The sequence below is a fragment of the Mycobacterium sp. IDUB_17 genome (genome assembly GCF_055419465.1).
The window spans coordinates 941,744-956,562 of record NZ_JBVAXS010000002.1; the positions used below are offsets into that span (position 1 = coordinate 941,744).

Genomic DNA, 14,819 nt, shown 5'->3' on the forward strand with positions numbered 1-14,819 from the left:
ATCGCGGAGGGACGCGCCAACTGAGCAGGTAGTTCCGGGGTTCTAGGAGCAGGTTGCTCAGGCTTCAACCGGGGCTGACGGCTTTCTCGGATCTCGGACTGATCTTGCCGCTCAGGCATTGGTGAGGCGGTGTTTTGGCGCTGTGATGACAAGATGCCGATTTCAGCTTTGCCCGGAGTGGTGCGTTTCTCTGACTGCGCTGAGGAACCGTGGGCGAATGGCGGTGGGAGCACGCGAGTAATCGCTGTCGGTCCTGCCGATTCGATGGTCGGTGGATTCGATTGGCGCTTGAGCGTCGCGTCGGTCACAAGTAGTGCCTTCTCCCAGTTCCCTGGAGTGGACCGGGTGATCGTATTGGCCGAGGGGCCGACGATGACGTTGGTGATCGACGGTGAAGAGTTCGAGCTTGATTCGTTTCGTCCCAGACAGTTCGCGGGTGAGTCGGTCGTTGCGTGCGAGACATCGACGCTGTCTTTTGATTTCAATGTGATGACGCGCCGACAGGTGTGTCGAGCTGAAGTCAGCATTCGTGTGGGTTCGGGCCATATCGGCGCGCCGCATGATGGCCTGACGTTTATCGTGGTGCTGGCAGGGTGTGCGACTGTTCGGTCAGCGGACGGTGGCGCGGTGAGACTCAGTCGCTTCGACAGCGTGAGGTTGTCGTCGGCATCTGAGCTATCCGTCGAGGCACAGGGGCGGGCGGCTCTCGTGCGTATCAGCTACACCGATCACCCGTGACGTGCTGACATAGATTCTGTTGACGCCGCCATGTTCGGATCGGATGTTGTCATGGCGAGATCCACTGGGGCCGGGTGTATCCGGTGATGTCGTCGTGCATGCGGGGTTCCCGCTGGCCGGGTTCGCAATAGGGGACGAGCCGCTACATTCGTCGCAGTCAGGTGCGGGGGGTGGCGTCGTCTGGATGGCCTTGGCCGGCCACCACGGTGTGGGCGATCAGGTTGACACCCGGCCGGTACGCCAGATGCAGATAGGTCGGTGCGTGCAGCCGGACGAAGTCGGCGCGGTGACCGGGATACAGCGCGCCGATGTCGTTGCGGCGCAGTGCTGCTGCACCGCCTGCGGTGGCGGCCCACAGGGCTTCAGCGGGAGTGAGATGCATATCGCGCACCGCTAGGGCGATACACAGCGGCATGCTGGTGGTGTAGGAGCTGCCGGGGTTGCAGTCCGTTGCGAGGGCCACCGTGGCACCGGCGTCGAGGAACCGGCGTCCGTTGGGCCACTGAGCCCGGGTGCTGAATTCGGCGCCGGGCAACAAGGTGGCGACTGTCGATGACCCGGCGAGGGCGTCGATGTCCTCGTCGGTGGCGTAGGTGCAGTGATCCACCGAGGCGGCGTCGAGTTCGACGGCAAGTTTGATGCCGTCGCCGCGGCCGAGCTGGCTGGCGTGCAGTCGTGGCTGCAAGCCTCGGGCAACTCCGGCAGTGAGAATGGCGCGCGCTTCATCGACATTGAAGGCACCCCGATCGCAGAAGACGTCGATCCAGCGGGCATGCGGGGCGCACGCCTCGAGCATGGTGGTGCGTACCAGCTCGACGTAATCGTCGCGATGGGAGGCGTATTCGGCTGGCACGACGTGCGCTCCGAGAAAAGTTGTCTCGCTGGTGTAATTGGTCGCCACGCGCAGGCTGCGGGCTTCGTCGGTGACATTGAGCCCGTAGCCGCTCTTGGTCTCGAAGGTAGTGACGCCGGCGTCGCGCAGTTCCCGGCCCAGGCGCGCAACATTGGCGGCCAAGACATCGTCGGTGGCCTGTCGGGTCGCTGCGACTGTTGTGGCGATACCACCGCCGTCGTAGGGCTGCCCCGCCATGCGGGCGGCGAATTCGGCTGCACGGTCGCCATCGAAGACGAGGTGGGCGTGGCTGTCGACGAAGCCGGGAATGACCGCCGCATGCCGGCAGTCGACGCGCTGGTCGGCGGCGGGAGCTTTGGCGGCCGGTCCGACCCAGGCGATCTGCCCATTGTCGACCAGAAGTGCGGCGTCGGTGAGGATTCCGAGCGGGCTGTGATCGCCCTGGGCGGGGTCGTTGGTGACTAGTTCGCCGATGTTGTCGTAGAGCACGGTCATGGGGAGCTCCTGATCGGTTCCGCGTCCAGCAGTGCGGTAATGCTGTGGGCAATTGCGGATGTGGGCTGTTCGATGCTGGTGTGACGGCGGTCGGCCACCACGCGGCGGCCGTCGATGATGACGTCGGTGACGTCGGCGGCGGTCGCGGCGAACACCGCGGTTTCTGCCGCCGCCGGGCTGCCGGCAGTACGGATGGAGTTCAGGTCGACGGCGACGAGGTCGGCGCGGTGGCCGATCCGTAGCTGGCCGGCGTCGCTGAACCCGAGGGCCTGGTGTCCGTTGGCGGTGGCCGCGGTGAGCAGGTCGGCGGCGGCGAACAGGCCGCGTTCACGGCGGGCGAGGCGTTCGTCGAGTTCGACGCCACGGGCTTCCTCGAACAGGTCGATGATGGCGTGGCTGTCGGAGCCCAGGCTGAACAGCCCGGCGGCCTGCATGAGGGCTGTGGCGGGGCCGATGCCGTCGCCGAGGTCGCGTTCGGTGGTGGGGCAGAAGCAGACACCGGTGATGGTGGTGTCGAGGTCGGTGATGTCGGCGTCGGTGAGGTGGGTGGCGTGCACCGCGGTGGTGCGCGGCCCCAGCGCTCCGTGGTCGCGCAGCAGCGCGGTGGGGGTGCAGCCGTGCACGACCAGGCATTGGTCGATCTCGGCGGTCTGTTCCGAGGAGTGCACGTGCAGCGGGGCGTCGTGGGTGGCGGCCCACTCCACGACGGCGCCCATGTGCGCGACGGGGACCCCACGCACCGAGTGCAGTGCCGCGCCGATCACGACGGAGCTGTCGCCGGTGTAGTGCTGGTGCAGGGTTTCGACGCGTTCGGCCCACCGCAGTCCGGTGTGGTCGCCGAAGCGTTGCTGCGGTCCGTCGGCCAATGGCGAACCGTCGACACCCGAGCTGAGATAGCAGGTGTCGAGCAGGGTGATCCGTAACCCGGCGTCGCGGGCGGCGGCGATCAGGGCATGGCCCATCGCGTTGGGATCGGCATAAGGGGTGCCACGATCGTCGTGGTGCAGGTAGTGAAACTCGCCGACGCAGGTGATGCCGGCCAGGACCATCTCCGCGTACACACCGCGCGCCAGCCGGTAGTAGGAATCCGGGGTAAGCCGGTCGGCGACCTGATACATCAGGTTGCGCCAGGTCCAGAACGTGCCGCGGTCACGCTGGGTGCGTGAGCGCAGCGAGCGGTGGAAGGCGTGCGAATGGGCGTTGGCCAATCCCGGCAGGACCAATCCGGTCAGCGCCGTGTCGCCGTCGCCGTGGTCGGTGTCGGCGGTGACGGCGGTGATGTAGCCGTCGGCGACCTCGATGGTGACTCCGTCGGCGACGGTGTCACCACCGAGCCAAGCATGCTGGCACCAGTACCGGGCGGAACTCATTGGCTGATCCAATCGGCCATGACGGCGGCCAGCGCGTCGGCGCCGAGGCGGCAATCGCTGATCTCGGCGTACTCGTCGGGTGAGTGGGAGACGCCAGTGGGGTTGCGCACGAACAACATCGCGGTCGGCAGCACCGCCGCGAGCACACCGGCGTCGTGGCCGGCAGCGGTGGGCAATACGGGCAGCTCACCGAACTGGGGCGCCAGGATGCGCTGAATACGCTCACGCGGTTCCCCGGGGAAGTGCACGGCCGGAGAGACGGACTCGGTTTCGATCTGTACCGAGGTGAGATCGATTCCGGCGTTGCGCGTGGCGTCGGCGGTGATGTCGTCGACGAGGGCGCGCAAGGTGTCCTCGTCGGCGGCGCGGGCATCCAACCACGCCAACACCTTCGACGGAATGGCGTTGGCGCCGTTGGGCGTGACCTGTACCTTGCCGAAGGTGGCGACCGCCTGGTGGGCGGCTGCGCGGGTGCGGGCGTCGTGCACCGAGGTGGCGAAGGTGAGCATGGGGTCGCGGCGGTCGACCAGCCGGGTGGCCCCGGCATGGTTGGCTTCCCCGCAGAACGAGAACTGCCAGCGGCCGTGTGGCCAGATCGCCGAGGCGACGGCCAGCGGCTTGTCCACGAGGTCGAGTGCGCGGCCCTGCTCGACGTGTAGTTCGACGTAGACCCCGACCCGCTGGGTCAGCGTCGGGTCGACGCCGACGTGGCGAGGGTCGCGTCCGGCGGCGCTCATCGCCTCGGCCAGGGAGGTGCCCTCGGCGTCGCGCAGTCCCAAGGCACGTTCGGCGGTGACCGCACCTGCCGACAGTTGCGAGCCGACGCATGCCACGCCGAAGCGCGCGCCCTCCTCGTCGGAGAACGCGGCGACGGCCACGGGGCGATGCGGGGTGACACCGGTGTGCTGCAGGATGTCGATCGCGGCGAAGGCGGTGATGATCCCCAAAGGACCGTCGAATGCGCCGCCGTCGGGAACCGAGTCCAGATGTGACCCGGTGACGAATGCATCGCGCGGGTCACCGGTGTGGCCGGGCGGTAGCCACCAGGCCCACAGGTTGCCGTTGCGGTCCTCTTCGACGCTCATGCCGCGCTGCTGGGCTTCGCCAGTGAACCATTCGCGCAGTGTCAGATCGGCTGTGCTCCAGGCGAATCGGCGATACCCGCCGCTGGCGGGGTCGCGGCCGACGTCGAGGATGGACTCCCACAGAGAGTCGAAGGTGCTCACTTGGCGTCCTGCATGGGGATGCGCACGCCACGCTCCTTGGCGACGTCGGCGGCGTGGTCGTAGCCGGCGTCGACGTGGCGGATGACGCCCATGGCGGGGTCGTTGGTGAGCACCCGCTCGAGTTTGCGTGCGGCCAGTTCGGTGCCGTCGGCCACACACACCTGGCCGGCGTGGATGGAGCGGCCGATCCCGACGCCGCCGCCGTGGTGCAGTGACACCCACGAGGCCCCGGAGGCGGTGTTGACCAGGGCGTTGAGCAGGGGCCAGTCGGCGATGGCGTCCGAGCCGTCGAGCATGGCCTCGGTTTCGCGGTAGGGCGAGGCGACCGATCCGGAGTCGAGGTGATCGCGGCCGATGACGATGGGGGCGGAGATCTCACCGCTGGCCACCATCTCGTTGAACTTCAGCCCTGCGCGGTGGCGCTCGCCGTAGCCGAGCCAGCAGATGCGGGCGGGCAGTCCCTCGAAGGCCACCTTCTCTCCGGCCATGGTGATCCAGCGCCGCAGGTGCTCGTTGTCGGGGAACAGTTCCAGGATGGCGCGGTCGGTGGCTTCGATGTCCTTGGGATCGCCGGACAGTGCGACCCACCGGAACGGGCCCAGGCCCTCCTCGAACTGCGGGCGGATGTAGGCGGGCACGAATCCGGGGAAGTCGAACGCGCGGTTGTAGCCGGCCTTGCGGGCCTCGTCGCGGATGGAGTTGCCGTAGTCGAACACCTCGGCGCCGCGGTCCTTGAATCCGACCATCGCCTCGACCTGACGGGCCATGGAGGCCTGGGCCTGCTCGGTGAAGTAGCCCGGGTCCTTGTCGGCCATCTTGGCCATGTCCTCGAATTCGATCCCGACCGGCAGATACGACAGCGGGTCGTGAGCAGAGGTCTGGTCGGTGACGATATCGATGGGAGCATTGCGCGAGAGCAGTTCGGGGAACACCTCGGCGGCGTTGCCCACGAGGCCGATCGACAGCGGCTTCTTGGCGTCGCGGGCCTCGATGGCCTGGCGGAGCGCGTCGTCGAGGTCGGCGGCCCGAGTGTCGAGGTAGCGGTGGGCGATGCGGCGGTCGATGCGGCTCTCGTCGCAGTCCACGCAGATGGCCACGCCCTCATTCATGGTGACGGCCAGCGGCTGGGCGCCGCCCATGCCGCCGACGCCAGCGGTCAGCGTGATGGTGCCCGCCAGGGTGCCGTTGAACCGCTTCTTGGCCACCGCGCCGAAGGTTTCGTAAGTGCCCTGCAGGATGCCCTGGGTGCCGATGTAGATCCATGATCCGGCCGTCATCTGGCCGTACATGATCAGCCCGGCAGCTTCCAATTCGCGGAAGTACTCCCAGTTGGCCCAGTCGCCGACGAGGTTGGAGTTGGCGATGAGCACCCGCGGGGCCCATTCACTGGTCCGCAGGATGCCGACGGGCTTGCCCGACTGCACAAGCAGCGTCTCGTCGTTCTCGAGGTCACGCAGGCTGGCCACGATCGCGTCGAACGCCTCCCAGCTGCGTGCTGCGCGGCCGGTACCGCCGTAGACGACCAGCTTGTCGGGGTGCTCGGCGACCTCCGGGTCGAGGTTGTTGCTCAGCATGCGCAGGACAGCTTCTTGCTGCCAGCCCTTGCAAGACAGGGTGGCTCCACGGGCGGCGCGCACGGTGCGGGGGCCGGAATTCTGCTCGGTCACGGTGATTCCTTTGAGGGGCTGTGCGGGTGGTGGCGTTGTTGGTGTCCAGCACACCGCATCCGGTCGCATTGCTGCAGAGCCGTTTCCGCGATACTGTCTCGAATCCGAGACAGATGGGTGGGTTGGGTGTCGAGTGCCTCTCCGGCCGTGGGCCGCTCCCTGGAGTTGCTGCTAGCGCTGGCGGCGCGCACCGGTCCGGTCGGTGCGGCGACGCTGGCCCGCGAGCTGGGCATTCCTCGATCAACGGTGTATCACCTGCTCGAAGTGCTCATCGAGCATCACTTCGTCGTGCATCTGCCTGAGCAGCGCGGCTACGGGCTGGGCGTGGCCGCTTTCGAGATCGGTTCGGCCTACATGCGCCACGAACCGCTGGAATTGCTGGCACGGCCGGTGCTGCGCCGACTGGTCGACGCGATCGGCGAGACCGCTCATCTGGGCGTCCTGCATGGCGCGGAGACGCTGTATCTGATCAAGGAACAGCCCGCAGTCGCCCGTGTGCCGGTGACGTTGGTGACCGACGTCGGTGTCCGGCTGCCGGCTCATCTGACGGCCAGCGGGCGGTCGATTCTGGCACACCTGCCCGCCGCTCAGGTGCGCGCGTTGTTCCCGGCGAGCACAGGGTTCGTGATCCGGACCGGCCGTGGTCCGACGTCGCTGCCGCAGCTGCGGCGGCTGCTCGGGGTTGAACGAAGCCAGGGTTGGGCCGAGGAGGACGGCCTGATCACCGAGGGGCTGCACTCGGTGGCTGCGTGCGCGTTCGACCATTCCAGCCGCCCGGTCGCGGCGATCAGCGTGACGCGGCGCGCCGACCGATCCTCGGTGGCGGTCAGCGAGCTGGTTCGTGCGGTGCGTCATGCCGCCCAGCAGCTGACGTGGGCGATGTCGGGGGTAGCGCCGCCGGGCTGGTTCTCGCGTTGACGTTGGTCAGGCGCCGCATTCGCAGTTGTGTGGGCTCTCAAACTGCTGCCGTTGGGCCCTCCGCCGCCGGCGGGCCGATTCGTAACGTTGTGTGGCAACGGGATCGGCGGACTGCAACGCGGGTACGGAAATGGGCCGCCGTTCGGCATCGACGGCGACCATGGTGAAGTAGCAGCTGTCGGTATGGCGCGCGATTCCGGAGATGATGTCGAGGGTGTCGACGCGGATCCCGATCTCCATCGAGGTGCGACCGGTGTAGTTGACCGATGCCGAGAAGGTGACCAGATCGCCGACGTGGATGGCGTCGCGAAACAGGACGCGATCCACCGAGAGCGTCACGACGTAGCTTCGGGCGTAGGCGCTGGCGCACGCGTAGGCGACCTGGTCGAGGATCTTCAGGATCGCTCCGCCGTGGACGTTGCCGGAGAAGTTGGCCATGTCGGGGGTCATCAGCAAGGTCATGGTCAGGCTGCGGGCCGGTGAATCCTGCGCGCCAGTGCTTGCGGAGGTGGGTGTCGGTTCTGGGCCGGTCACGGGTGTGTCCTCACGTGTGGTCGGGTGCCGTCACCGCTGGTGGCGTTGCGGTGCAGGGTGTGGGTCAGCGTGGCGGCGATCAGCGCGGCGGCGGCGCAGATCAGTGCGGGCGCGGTGTAGCTGTGCGTGCTGTCGCGCAAGTAACCCGCCAAGGTGGGGCCGACCAGCGCGGCCAGCCCGACGCTGGTGTAAAGGGCGCCGAGGGTAGCGCCGATTCCGTTGTCACCGAACAGATCTGCGGTAACTGCTGGGTACAGGCTGACGCACCCGCCGTAGGCGAGGCCGAACAGGACGGCGAAGCCGATCAGTACGGGCAGGGCACTGCTGGCCGCCCATCCCAGGAACGAGAACCCGAGGATGGCGGTCAGTGCAGCCAGCACACGCAGGCGCCCCATCCGGTCGGCGATACCGCCGAGCCCGAACCGGCCCAGGATGTTGCCGACGCCGATCAGTGCGATCAGCAGGGTCCCCATCTGCAGGGAGTAGCCCTGGTCACGGGCGGCCGGCACGAGGTGCACGTAGGGGATGAAGGTGCAGATCGAGGCCAGCAGCACCGAGAGGTAGAACCGGGCGAACACCGCGGTGCGCAGGACCGGCAACAGGGGCCGCGACGTCGACGCTATCGCCGCCGGGACGGCACGCGGACGTCGCCGAACCAGCAGCGCCGCAGGCAATCCCGCGGTGGCGATGGCGGCGCCGAGGATGACGAAGCACGTGCGCCATCCCAGTGTCGGCAAGACGGCGCCGACGGCCATCGGCGCCACGACCGTGCCGATTCCCAGTCCCGCGGTGGCGATGCCCGCCGCTGCGGAGCGCTTGACGGCGAACCAGGTTTGCACGGCGGCCATCGACGGTACATAGAGCAGGCCGATGCCCAAGCCGACACCGAGGCCGTAGCAGGCGTAGAGAGCGCTGAGCGTCGGTGCGCGCGAGGCCGCCAGGTATCCGGTCGTCATCACCAAGACCCCAGCCACGCACATCAGGCGGATGGATACGCGGTCGGCAAGTCGCCCCGCGATGGCGCCGAACAAGTGAAAACCGCCTGCAGCCAACGAGAACACCAATGCCACCGCCGAACGGGAGGCGTGGAACTCGTCGGCCAAGCCGGGAAAGGCGGCGGAAAAGGAGTATGCCGAGCCGTAGGTGACAGCGGTCAAGGCATGTACGGCCCACACCACCCTCCAACCGGCCCGGGTATCCAACCCTCGTGTGTCGCAGTCTGCCTCGGTCGCCGTCGGCGATGCCACCGCGGCCGAATCAGGGTGGCCGCCGCTCATCGGCCCCGGTCGCAGCGCAGTGCTGCGGCGCGCCGTCGAGTGGCCTCGGCGAGTTGGTGTGCTCTACCGGCGTCCGGGCCGCCGTGGCCGGCGATGGTGCTGTGCAGGTCGGCCTTGGCGTCCAACCATGCGGCCAGTGCCTCGCCGTCGGCGTCGCTGCAAGGTTTCGTAACCGAGAGCGTCGTCAGCGTGCGCAGGATGCTCATGCCGGTCCTTTCGTCGGATTTGTCCCAGAACGCCAGCAACCTTGGATGGCGACTTGTCAGCGCGCGGGGGAGGGGGCGTGCGGACTGGCGGTGGCGGCCCAGTTGAGGCTGTCGATCGCGGCCAGCACGGCATCCTCGGCGTCACGGCCACCGACGGTGACCCGCACTCCTTCGCCGTCGAACGCCCGGACCGAAACACCTCGGGCAACACAGGCGTCCTGAAGCTCCACTGTGCGCGACCCGACGGGGAACCAGACGAAGTTCGCACCGCTGGCCGGGGTAGCGAGCCCGCGCTTCGCGGCCTCGCTACGCAGGTACTCGCGTCCGTCGCGGACCACCTTGACGATGTGATCGGTGTGATCGGTGTCGGCCCACGCGGCCCGGGCGCCGGCCTCGGCAAGCCGGCTCAATCCGAACGGTGGCGCGGCTGCGCGGATGTTGGCGGCGACCTCCGGATGGGCGACCATGTACCCGGCGCGTAGTCCGGCCAGGCCGTAGGCCTTGGAAAAAGTCCGGAAGACAACGACATTGGGGTATTGGTGGACCAGGCTGAGCCCGTCGACGTTGGTGCTGGCGAACTCCTGGTAGGCCTCGTCGAGCAGTACCAGCACGTTGCCTGGCGCCGAGGTGATGAGGCGCTCGATCTCGCTGCGGGGCAGTTCGGTGCCGGTTGGATTGTTGGGGTTGCACACGATGATCGCCCGGGTGGCCGGGGTGATTGCGGCCAGCATTGCGTCAATGTCGTGGGTGTGGGTGGCATCGAGGGAAACCGCGACCGGGGTGGCCCCGACGACACCGATGAGGATCGGGTAGGCCTCATAGCTGCGCCAGGCGTGCACGACCTCGGAGCCGGCCCCGGTGTAGGCGGCCAGCGTGTGCTGCAGCACCGCCAGAGATCCGCCGCCGACGACGATCTGCTCGGGGGCGACCTGCAACCGGGTGCTCAGATCGGCGATGAGCAGATCACCTTGCAGCGAGGGATACAGGTGAGCCTGCCCGGCCGCCTCCGCGATGGCCTGCTGCACACGCGGCGACGGCGGCACCGTCGATTCATTCGACGACGCGCGCCAGCGCACCTGGCTCAGGCCCGCGGCGCGCGAGTAACGGGGCAGCTCGGCCACCACGGGACGAGGCCGTACGGTCGGGCGGACGGGCTGATCGGGCACGGATGCTCCCAGTGGGTGGGCGGGGACGGAGCGGGTCACTGCAATGCGCCGATCGCACTCTCGGCGGCTGCCACCAGCGCCCCACTGTGGGCCAGGTCGACGACGGCGCCGATCTCGGGGGACAGGTAGCGGTCGGCGCCCGGGCCGGGAACGTGTGTGCGGACGGCGGCGATGACGGCCGCGGTCGCCGGTGCCGGGGTCAGCGGCGCGCGCAGGTCGAGGGCGCGTGCGGCGGTGAGCACTTCCACGGCCAGTACCCGGCTGAGCCCGTCGATCGCGCGGCGCAGCTTGCGTGCTGCCGACCAGCCCATCGACACATGGTCTTCCTGCATCGCCGAGGACGGGATCGAATCCACGCTGGCCGGGACGGCCAGGCGCTTGAGCTCGGAGACGATGCCGGCCTGGGTGTACTGGGCGATCATGTGACCGCTGTCCACGCCGGGATCATCGGCGAGGAACGCGTTGAGTCCGTGGTTGCGCGCCGGATCCAGGAACCGGTCGGTGCGCCGTTCACTGATCGAGGCCAGATCGGCCACGACGATGGCCAGGAAGTCCAGCACGTAGGCCACCGGAGCGCCGTGGAAATTGCCGTTGGACTCCACCCGGCCGTCGAGGGTGACCACCGGGTTGTCCACGGCGCTGGCCAGTTCGCGCTGGGCTACCAGCCGGGCGTGTTCGACGGTGTCGCGAGCGGCCCCGGCGACCTGCGGAGCGCAGCGCAGCGAATAGGCGTCCTGCACCACGGTGCAGTTGTCGGTCTTGTGGCTGGCGACGATGGCCGAATTGGCAAGCAAGCGCGTCATGTTCGCCGCGGCCAAGCCTTGCCCCGGGTGCGGCCGCAGCTCCTGCAGATCGGCGGCGAACACCCGCTCGGTGCCCAGCAGACCTTCCACGCTCATTGCGGCGGCGATATCGGCCAGCCGCAGCAGACTGTCGAGTTCATGTAGTGCGAGGACCAGCTGGCCGAGCATGCCGTCGGTGCCGTTGATCAGTGCCAGGCCTTCTTTTTCGGCCAGCACGACGGGCTGCAGTCCGTGTTCGGAGAGTGCCTCGGCTGCGGATTTGAGTTCGCCGTCGCGGGTGCGGACCTGCCCTTCGCCGATGAGTGCCAGTGCCACGTGCGCCAGCGGCGCCAAGTCGCCGGAGCAGCCCAAGCTGCCGTACTCGTAGACCACCGGGGTGATGCCTGCCGAGAGCAGCCCGGCGTAGGCCTGGACCACCACGGGCCGCACGCCGGTGCGCCCGGTGGCCAGCGTCGATAAACGCAGCAGCATCAGGGCACGCACCACTTCGCGTTCCACCTCGGTGCCCGAACCGGCAGCATGCGAGCGGATCAGGCTGCGCTGCAACTGGGTGCGCAACTCGTGTGGGATGTGGCGGGTTGCCAGGGCGCCGAAGCCGGTGGATACACCGTAGACAGGGGCCGGGTCCGCGGCCAGGGCGTCGATGCGCGCCCTGCTCTCGGCGACTGCGGTCATCGCCTCATCGGACAACTGCACGGCGGCATCGTCGCGGGCGACCGCAATCACGTCGGCGAAGCTGACTGGCCCGATTCCCACCGTGACGACGGCGGTGGGCTGCAGCGTGGTGGTCGGGGAGGACGGAGTCATCAATTTCACCTTTGTCTTGTATTGCAGACGTAAGTCTCGTTTGTTTGATACTGGTGGGAGCTAGGCCGCTGTGTAAGAAGCCAAAAATTGGTCAGTGCTGTTGCAGCAGCGAGCGGCCGCGTTTGCGCAGCTCGTCAACGCTGGTGACGCCGAGAAGTGCCAGAGTCCGGCTGAATTGATCCGACAACAGCCCGATCGCCTTGTCGACACCGGCTCCGCCGCCGGCGACCAGACCCCACAAGTAGGGGCGGCCGATGAACGCCGCATCGGCGCCCAGGGCCAGGGCGGTGGCGATGTCGGCGCCGTGGCGCACCCCGGAGTCGACGAAGATGGCGAAGTCTGAGCCGGCAGCGTCGCGTACGGGTGCAACGAGATCGATTGGCGCGACCGTACGGTCGAGTTGGCGACCGCCGTGGTTGGACAGGTGCACTCCGTCGATGCCCAGATCGTGGGCGCGGGTGGCGTCCTCCGGGCCGAGCGGACCTTTAAGCACCACGGGTCCGGGCCACAGATCGCGGATGCGAGCCAGGTCTTGCCACGACACCGATGGGTCGAACTGCTTGGTGATGTTCTCGATGGTGTAGCCCTCGCCGCCGGTGCCACTGGTGACGTTGGCGAACTCCAGTGCCGGGCTGGCCAGCATCTTCGTCCAGTACCCCGGGCGCAGGCCGATGTCGACGAGACCCTTGAGGGTCATCTGCGGGGGGATTGTCAGGCCGTTGCGCGCGTCGCGGACCCGGTAGCCCGAGACGGCGGTGTCGACGGCGATCTCCAGTACCCGGTAACCGGCGGAGGCTGCGCGCGTCACCAGTTGCGCGGTGAGGTCGCGGTCCTTCCAGATGTACAGCTGAAACCATCGGTCGGTGTCGCCGGCTCCGCGATGAGCGGCCAAGTCCTCCAGGGAGGTCGAGGCCATCGTGGACAGCACATAGGGGATCCCGGCGCGGCCGGCGGCGCCGGCGACCGCGGGCTCGCCCAGAGCCGAGATCATCCGTGTGTAGCCGGTGGGTGCCAGACCCAGCGGCATTGTGCTGTGTTGGCCGAGCAGTGTGGTCGATGTATCGACGTTGGCGACGTCGATCAGCACGCTGGGGGTGAACTGCCAGCGCCGGAAGGCCGCGACGTTGTTGGCCAGACTCAGTTCTTCGTCGGCGCCCCCGTCGACGTAGTCGGCAACGGGGCGTGGCAGTCGTCGGCGCGAAAGCCGGTGCAGATCCTCGATGGTCCTGCAGGCGTCCAGCCGGGCGGTGCGGCGATCGATTTGTGGCGGCTTGACCTGAATGAGGGCGCGTACCTCGCGGGCCTTCATGCCGGTGTGGCTTCCTGTTCGTCGGCCATCGCGTCGGCCTGCGGGCTAGGCGTGGACGGGATGGCGTAGGTGGGTTCGGGGTAGTTGGCGCGTGTCGGGAATTTCTTCATGAGGAAGATGTAGAGGCCGCCGGCAATGAAGATGCCGAGGATCCAGGAGATGTCGGCGCCGCCAAGCGCAGTGGCGATCGGGCCGGTGTAGAAGGGGCTGGCGATGAACGGGATCTCGACAATGATGCCGACAAGGTAGGCGGTCATCGCGCGCCAGTCCACACCGCCGTAGTGCCCGTGCGGCTTGAACATGTCGTCGATGCTGTAGCGCTCCTTGCGTATGACGTAGAAGTCGGCCAAGTTGATCGAGGTCCACGGGATCAGGAAGTAAGCCAGCAGCAGGATGAAGTTGCTGAAGTTGATCAGGAAGTTGTCCTTGCCGAGGATGCCGATCGTCGTGGCCACCGCGGCCACGGCCACGATCAGCCCCACGCGCATCGACGGGGAAACCTTCATCTTGAACACCGAGTTGAGCACCGTGCTGGTCGACATGAACATGCCGTAGACGTTCAGGGAGTTCACTCCGATGACGCCGGCGATGATGATCAGGAAGAACAACGCGTGCCACCCGGCAGCCTGGGCGACGATGAAGTCCACCGATCCGCCATCGAATGCATCGGCGGCGACGGCGGTCGCGGTGGCGCCGAAGGCGAACATGAACGTCGTAGACAGCACCGCGCCGGCGTAGGTGTACCAGAATGCGGCGCGTACCGAGGTGTCGGCGGGCAGGTAGCGCGAATAGTCGGCAACGTAGGGTGCGTACGTCAGCTGCCAGGTGGCCGCGATCGCGGCGGCGGCCAGGAACAGTGCCCAGGAGAAGTCGTTCATCGTCCATACCGCGGCGAGGTCGTTGGCCGTCACCAGCCGGTAGCTCAGATAGAGGAAGGCCAGGCCGCTGATCACCGAGAGCCATTTCTCGGCGGCGTGAATAAGGCGGTACCCGACGATGGCCAGCGTGGCGGTGACGACCACGACGACGATGATCGAGGCGTCGATATTGACGCCGGTCAGGCTGGAGAAGGCGGCTCCGCCCTGCACGGCGGTGGTGGCGAAGTAGCCGATGTACATCAGGAGCACCAGAATGAGCGGCAGCACGGCACCGTAGAAGCCGAACTGGGCGCGCGACTGGATCATCTGCGGAATGCCGAGGATGGGGCCTTGCGCGGAATGCAGGGCCATGAAGACCGCGCCGATGAGGTTGCCGACCAGGCTAGCCAGCAGCGCCCACGGTAGCGACAGGCCGATGGCGACGGAGATGGCGCCGGCGGCGATCGCGGTGACTTGCAGGTTGGCGCCAAACCAAAGGGTGAACAGGCTGCGGACCCGTCCGTGTCGCTCGTGATGAGGCACGTACTCGATCGAGCGCTGCTCGGGGTTGAGGATGGACATGGTGTGTGGTC

At 67.6% G+C, this 14,819-nt stretch carries 13 protein-coding genes; 2 read left to right on the forward strand and 11 right to left on the reverse strand.

Annotated features, from left to right (window positions below):
- The first annotated feature begins 153 nt into the window (after positions 1 to 153).
- A complete protein-coding gene (locus tag ACZYZ7_RS11810) occupies positions 154 to 738 on the forward strand; it encodes a HutD/Ves family protein (protein ID WP_450073032.1) in 585 nt (194 codons plus the stop codon).
- Positions 739 to 895: 157 nt separating this feature from the next.
- On the opposite strand, the gene hutI is transcribed toward ACZYZ7_RS11810, so the two are convergent.
- The 4 genes from hutI to hutU are packed head-to-tail and all read right to left on the reverse strand — an operon-like array spanning position 896 to position 6,355.
- On the reverse strand, positions 896 to 2,086 hold the full coding sequence (gene hutI, locus ACZYZ7_RS11815) for an imidazolonepropionase (RefSeq protein ID WP_463740955.1): 1,191 nt from the start codon (positions 2,084 to 2,086) through the stop codon (positions 896 to 898).
- Positions 2,083 to 3,456, reverse strand: coding sequence for a formimidoylglutamate deiminase (locus ACZYZ7_RS11820; RefSeq protein ID WP_450071410.1), 1,374 nt, complete (start codon positions 3,454 to 3,456; stop codon positions 2,083 to 2,085). The genes hutI and ACZYZ7_RS11820 overlap by 4 nt, the downstream gene beginning before the upstream one ends.
- A complete protein-coding gene (locus tag ACZYZ7_RS11825) occupies positions 3,453 to 4,682 on the reverse strand; it encodes an allantoate amidohydrolase (RefSeq protein WP_450071409.1) in 1,230 nt (409 codons plus the stop codon). Before ACZYZ7_RS11825 ends, ACZYZ7_RS11820 begins: the two co-directional genes overlap by 4 nt.
- On the reverse strand, positions 4,679 to 6,355 hold the full coding sequence (gene hutU / locus ACZYZ7_RS11830) for a urocanate hydratase (RefSeq protein WP_450071422.1): 1,677 nt from the start codon (positions 6,353 to 6,355) through the stop codon (positions 4,679 to 4,681). The genes ACZYZ7_RS11825 and hutU overlap by 4 nt, the downstream gene beginning before the upstream one ends.
- Positions 6,356 to 6,475: 120 nt before the next feature.
- On the opposite strand from hutU, the gene ACZYZ7_RS11835 reads away from it, so the two are divergent.
- Entirely contained in the window at positions 6,476 to 7,267 is a 792-nt protein-coding gene (locus ACZYZ7_RS11835; protein WP_135458199.1) for an IclR family transcriptional regulator, read from the forward strand.
- Between the two features lie 6 nt (positions 7,268 to 7,273).
- Here the strand turns inward: ACZYZ7_RS11835 and ACZYZ7_RS11840 are convergent, their stop codons facing one another.
- From ACZYZ7_RS11840 to ACZYZ7_RS11870, 7 genes are all read right to left on the reverse strand, one after another.
- Entirely contained in the window at positions 7,274 to 7,729 is a 456-nt protein-coding gene (locus ACZYZ7_RS11840) for an acyl-CoA thioesterase (protein ID WP_450071421.1), read from the reverse strand.
- Between the two features lie 68 nt (positions 7,730 to 7,797).
- Positions 7,798 to 8,958, reverse strand: coding sequence for an MFS transporter (locus ACZYZ7_RS11845; protein WP_463740956.1), 1,161 nt, complete (start codon positions 8,956 to 8,958; stop codon positions 7,798 to 7,800).
- A 116-nt stretch (positions 8,959 to 9,074) separates the two neighbouring features.
- A complete protein-coding gene (locus ACZYZ7_RS11850) occupies positions 9,075 to 9,284 on the reverse strand; it encodes a hypothetical protein (RefSeq protein ID WP_135458195.1) in 210 nt (69 codons plus the stop codon).
- Positions 9,285 to 9,340: 56 nt separating this feature from the next.
- Positions 9,341 to 10,450 (reverse strand): aminotransferase class I/II-fold pyridoxal phosphate-dependent enzyme, encoded by a 1,110-nt coding sequence (locus tag ACZYZ7_RS11855; RefSeq protein WP_135458193.1) that lies wholly within the window; start codon positions 10,448 to 10,450, stop codon positions 9,341 to 9,343.
- A gap of 35 nt (positions 10,451 to 10,485) precedes the next feature.
- The gene (gene hutH, locus ACZYZ7_RS11860) at positions 10,486 to 12,060 is read right to left on the reverse strand and encodes a histidine ammonia-lyase (protein ID WP_450071407.1); all 1,575 of its coding nucleotides are present in this window, start codon (positions 12,058 to 12,060) and stop codon (positions 10,486 to 10,488) included.
- A 91-nt stretch (positions 12,061 to 12,151) separates the two neighbouring features.
- Positions 12,152 to 13,369: an alpha-hydroxy acid oxidase gene (locus ACZYZ7_RS11865; RefSeq protein ID WP_450071406.1), complete on the reverse strand. Its 1,218-nt coding sequence runs from the start codon at positions 13,367 to 13,369 to the stop codon at positions 12,152 to 12,154.
- Complete coding sequence (locus ACZYZ7_RS11870; RefSeq protein WP_135452721.1) at positions 13,366 to 14,808, reverse strand: purine-cytosine permease family protein; 1,443 nt, start codon at positions 14,806 to 14,808, stop codon at positions 13,366 to 13,368. The genes ACZYZ7_RS11865 and ACZYZ7_RS11870 overlap by 4 nt, the downstream gene beginning before the upstream one ends.
- Positions 14,809 to 14,819 lie beyond the last annotated feature (11 nt).

Coding starts and splice junctions, on each gene's coding strand:
- ACZYZ7_RS11850 (WP_135458195.1), bottom strand. CDS start 9,284: ATGAGCATCCTGCGCACGCTGACGACGCTCTCGGTTACGAAACCTTGC.
- hutI (WP_463740955.1), bottom strand. CDS start 2,086: ATGACCGTGCTCTACGACAACATCGGCGAACTAGTCACCAACGACCCC.
- ACZYZ7_RS11820 (WP_450071410.1), bottom strand. CDS start 3,456: ATGAGTTCCGCCCGGTACTGGTGCCAGCATGCTTGGCTCGGTGGTGAC.
- ACZYZ7_RS11870 (WP_135452721.1), bottom strand. CDS start 14,808: ATGTCCATCCTCAACCCCGAGCAGCGCTCGATCGAGTACGTGCCTCAT.
- ACZYZ7_RS11865 (WP_450071406.1), bottom strand. CDS start 13,369: ATGAAGGCCCGCGAGGTACGCGCCCTCATTCAGGTCAAGCCGCCACAA.
- hutH (WP_450071407.1), bottom strand. CDS start 12,060: ATGACTCCGTCCTCCCCGACCACCACGCTGCAGCCCACCGCCGTCGTC.
- ACZYZ7_RS11840 (WP_450071421.1), bottom strand. CDS start 7,729: ATGACCTTGCTGATGACCCCCGACATGGCCAACTTCTCCGGCAACGTC.
- ACZYZ7_RS11810 (WP_450073032.1), top strand. CDS start 154: ATGCCGATTTCAGCTTTGCCCGGAGTGGTGCGTTTCTCTGACTGCGCT.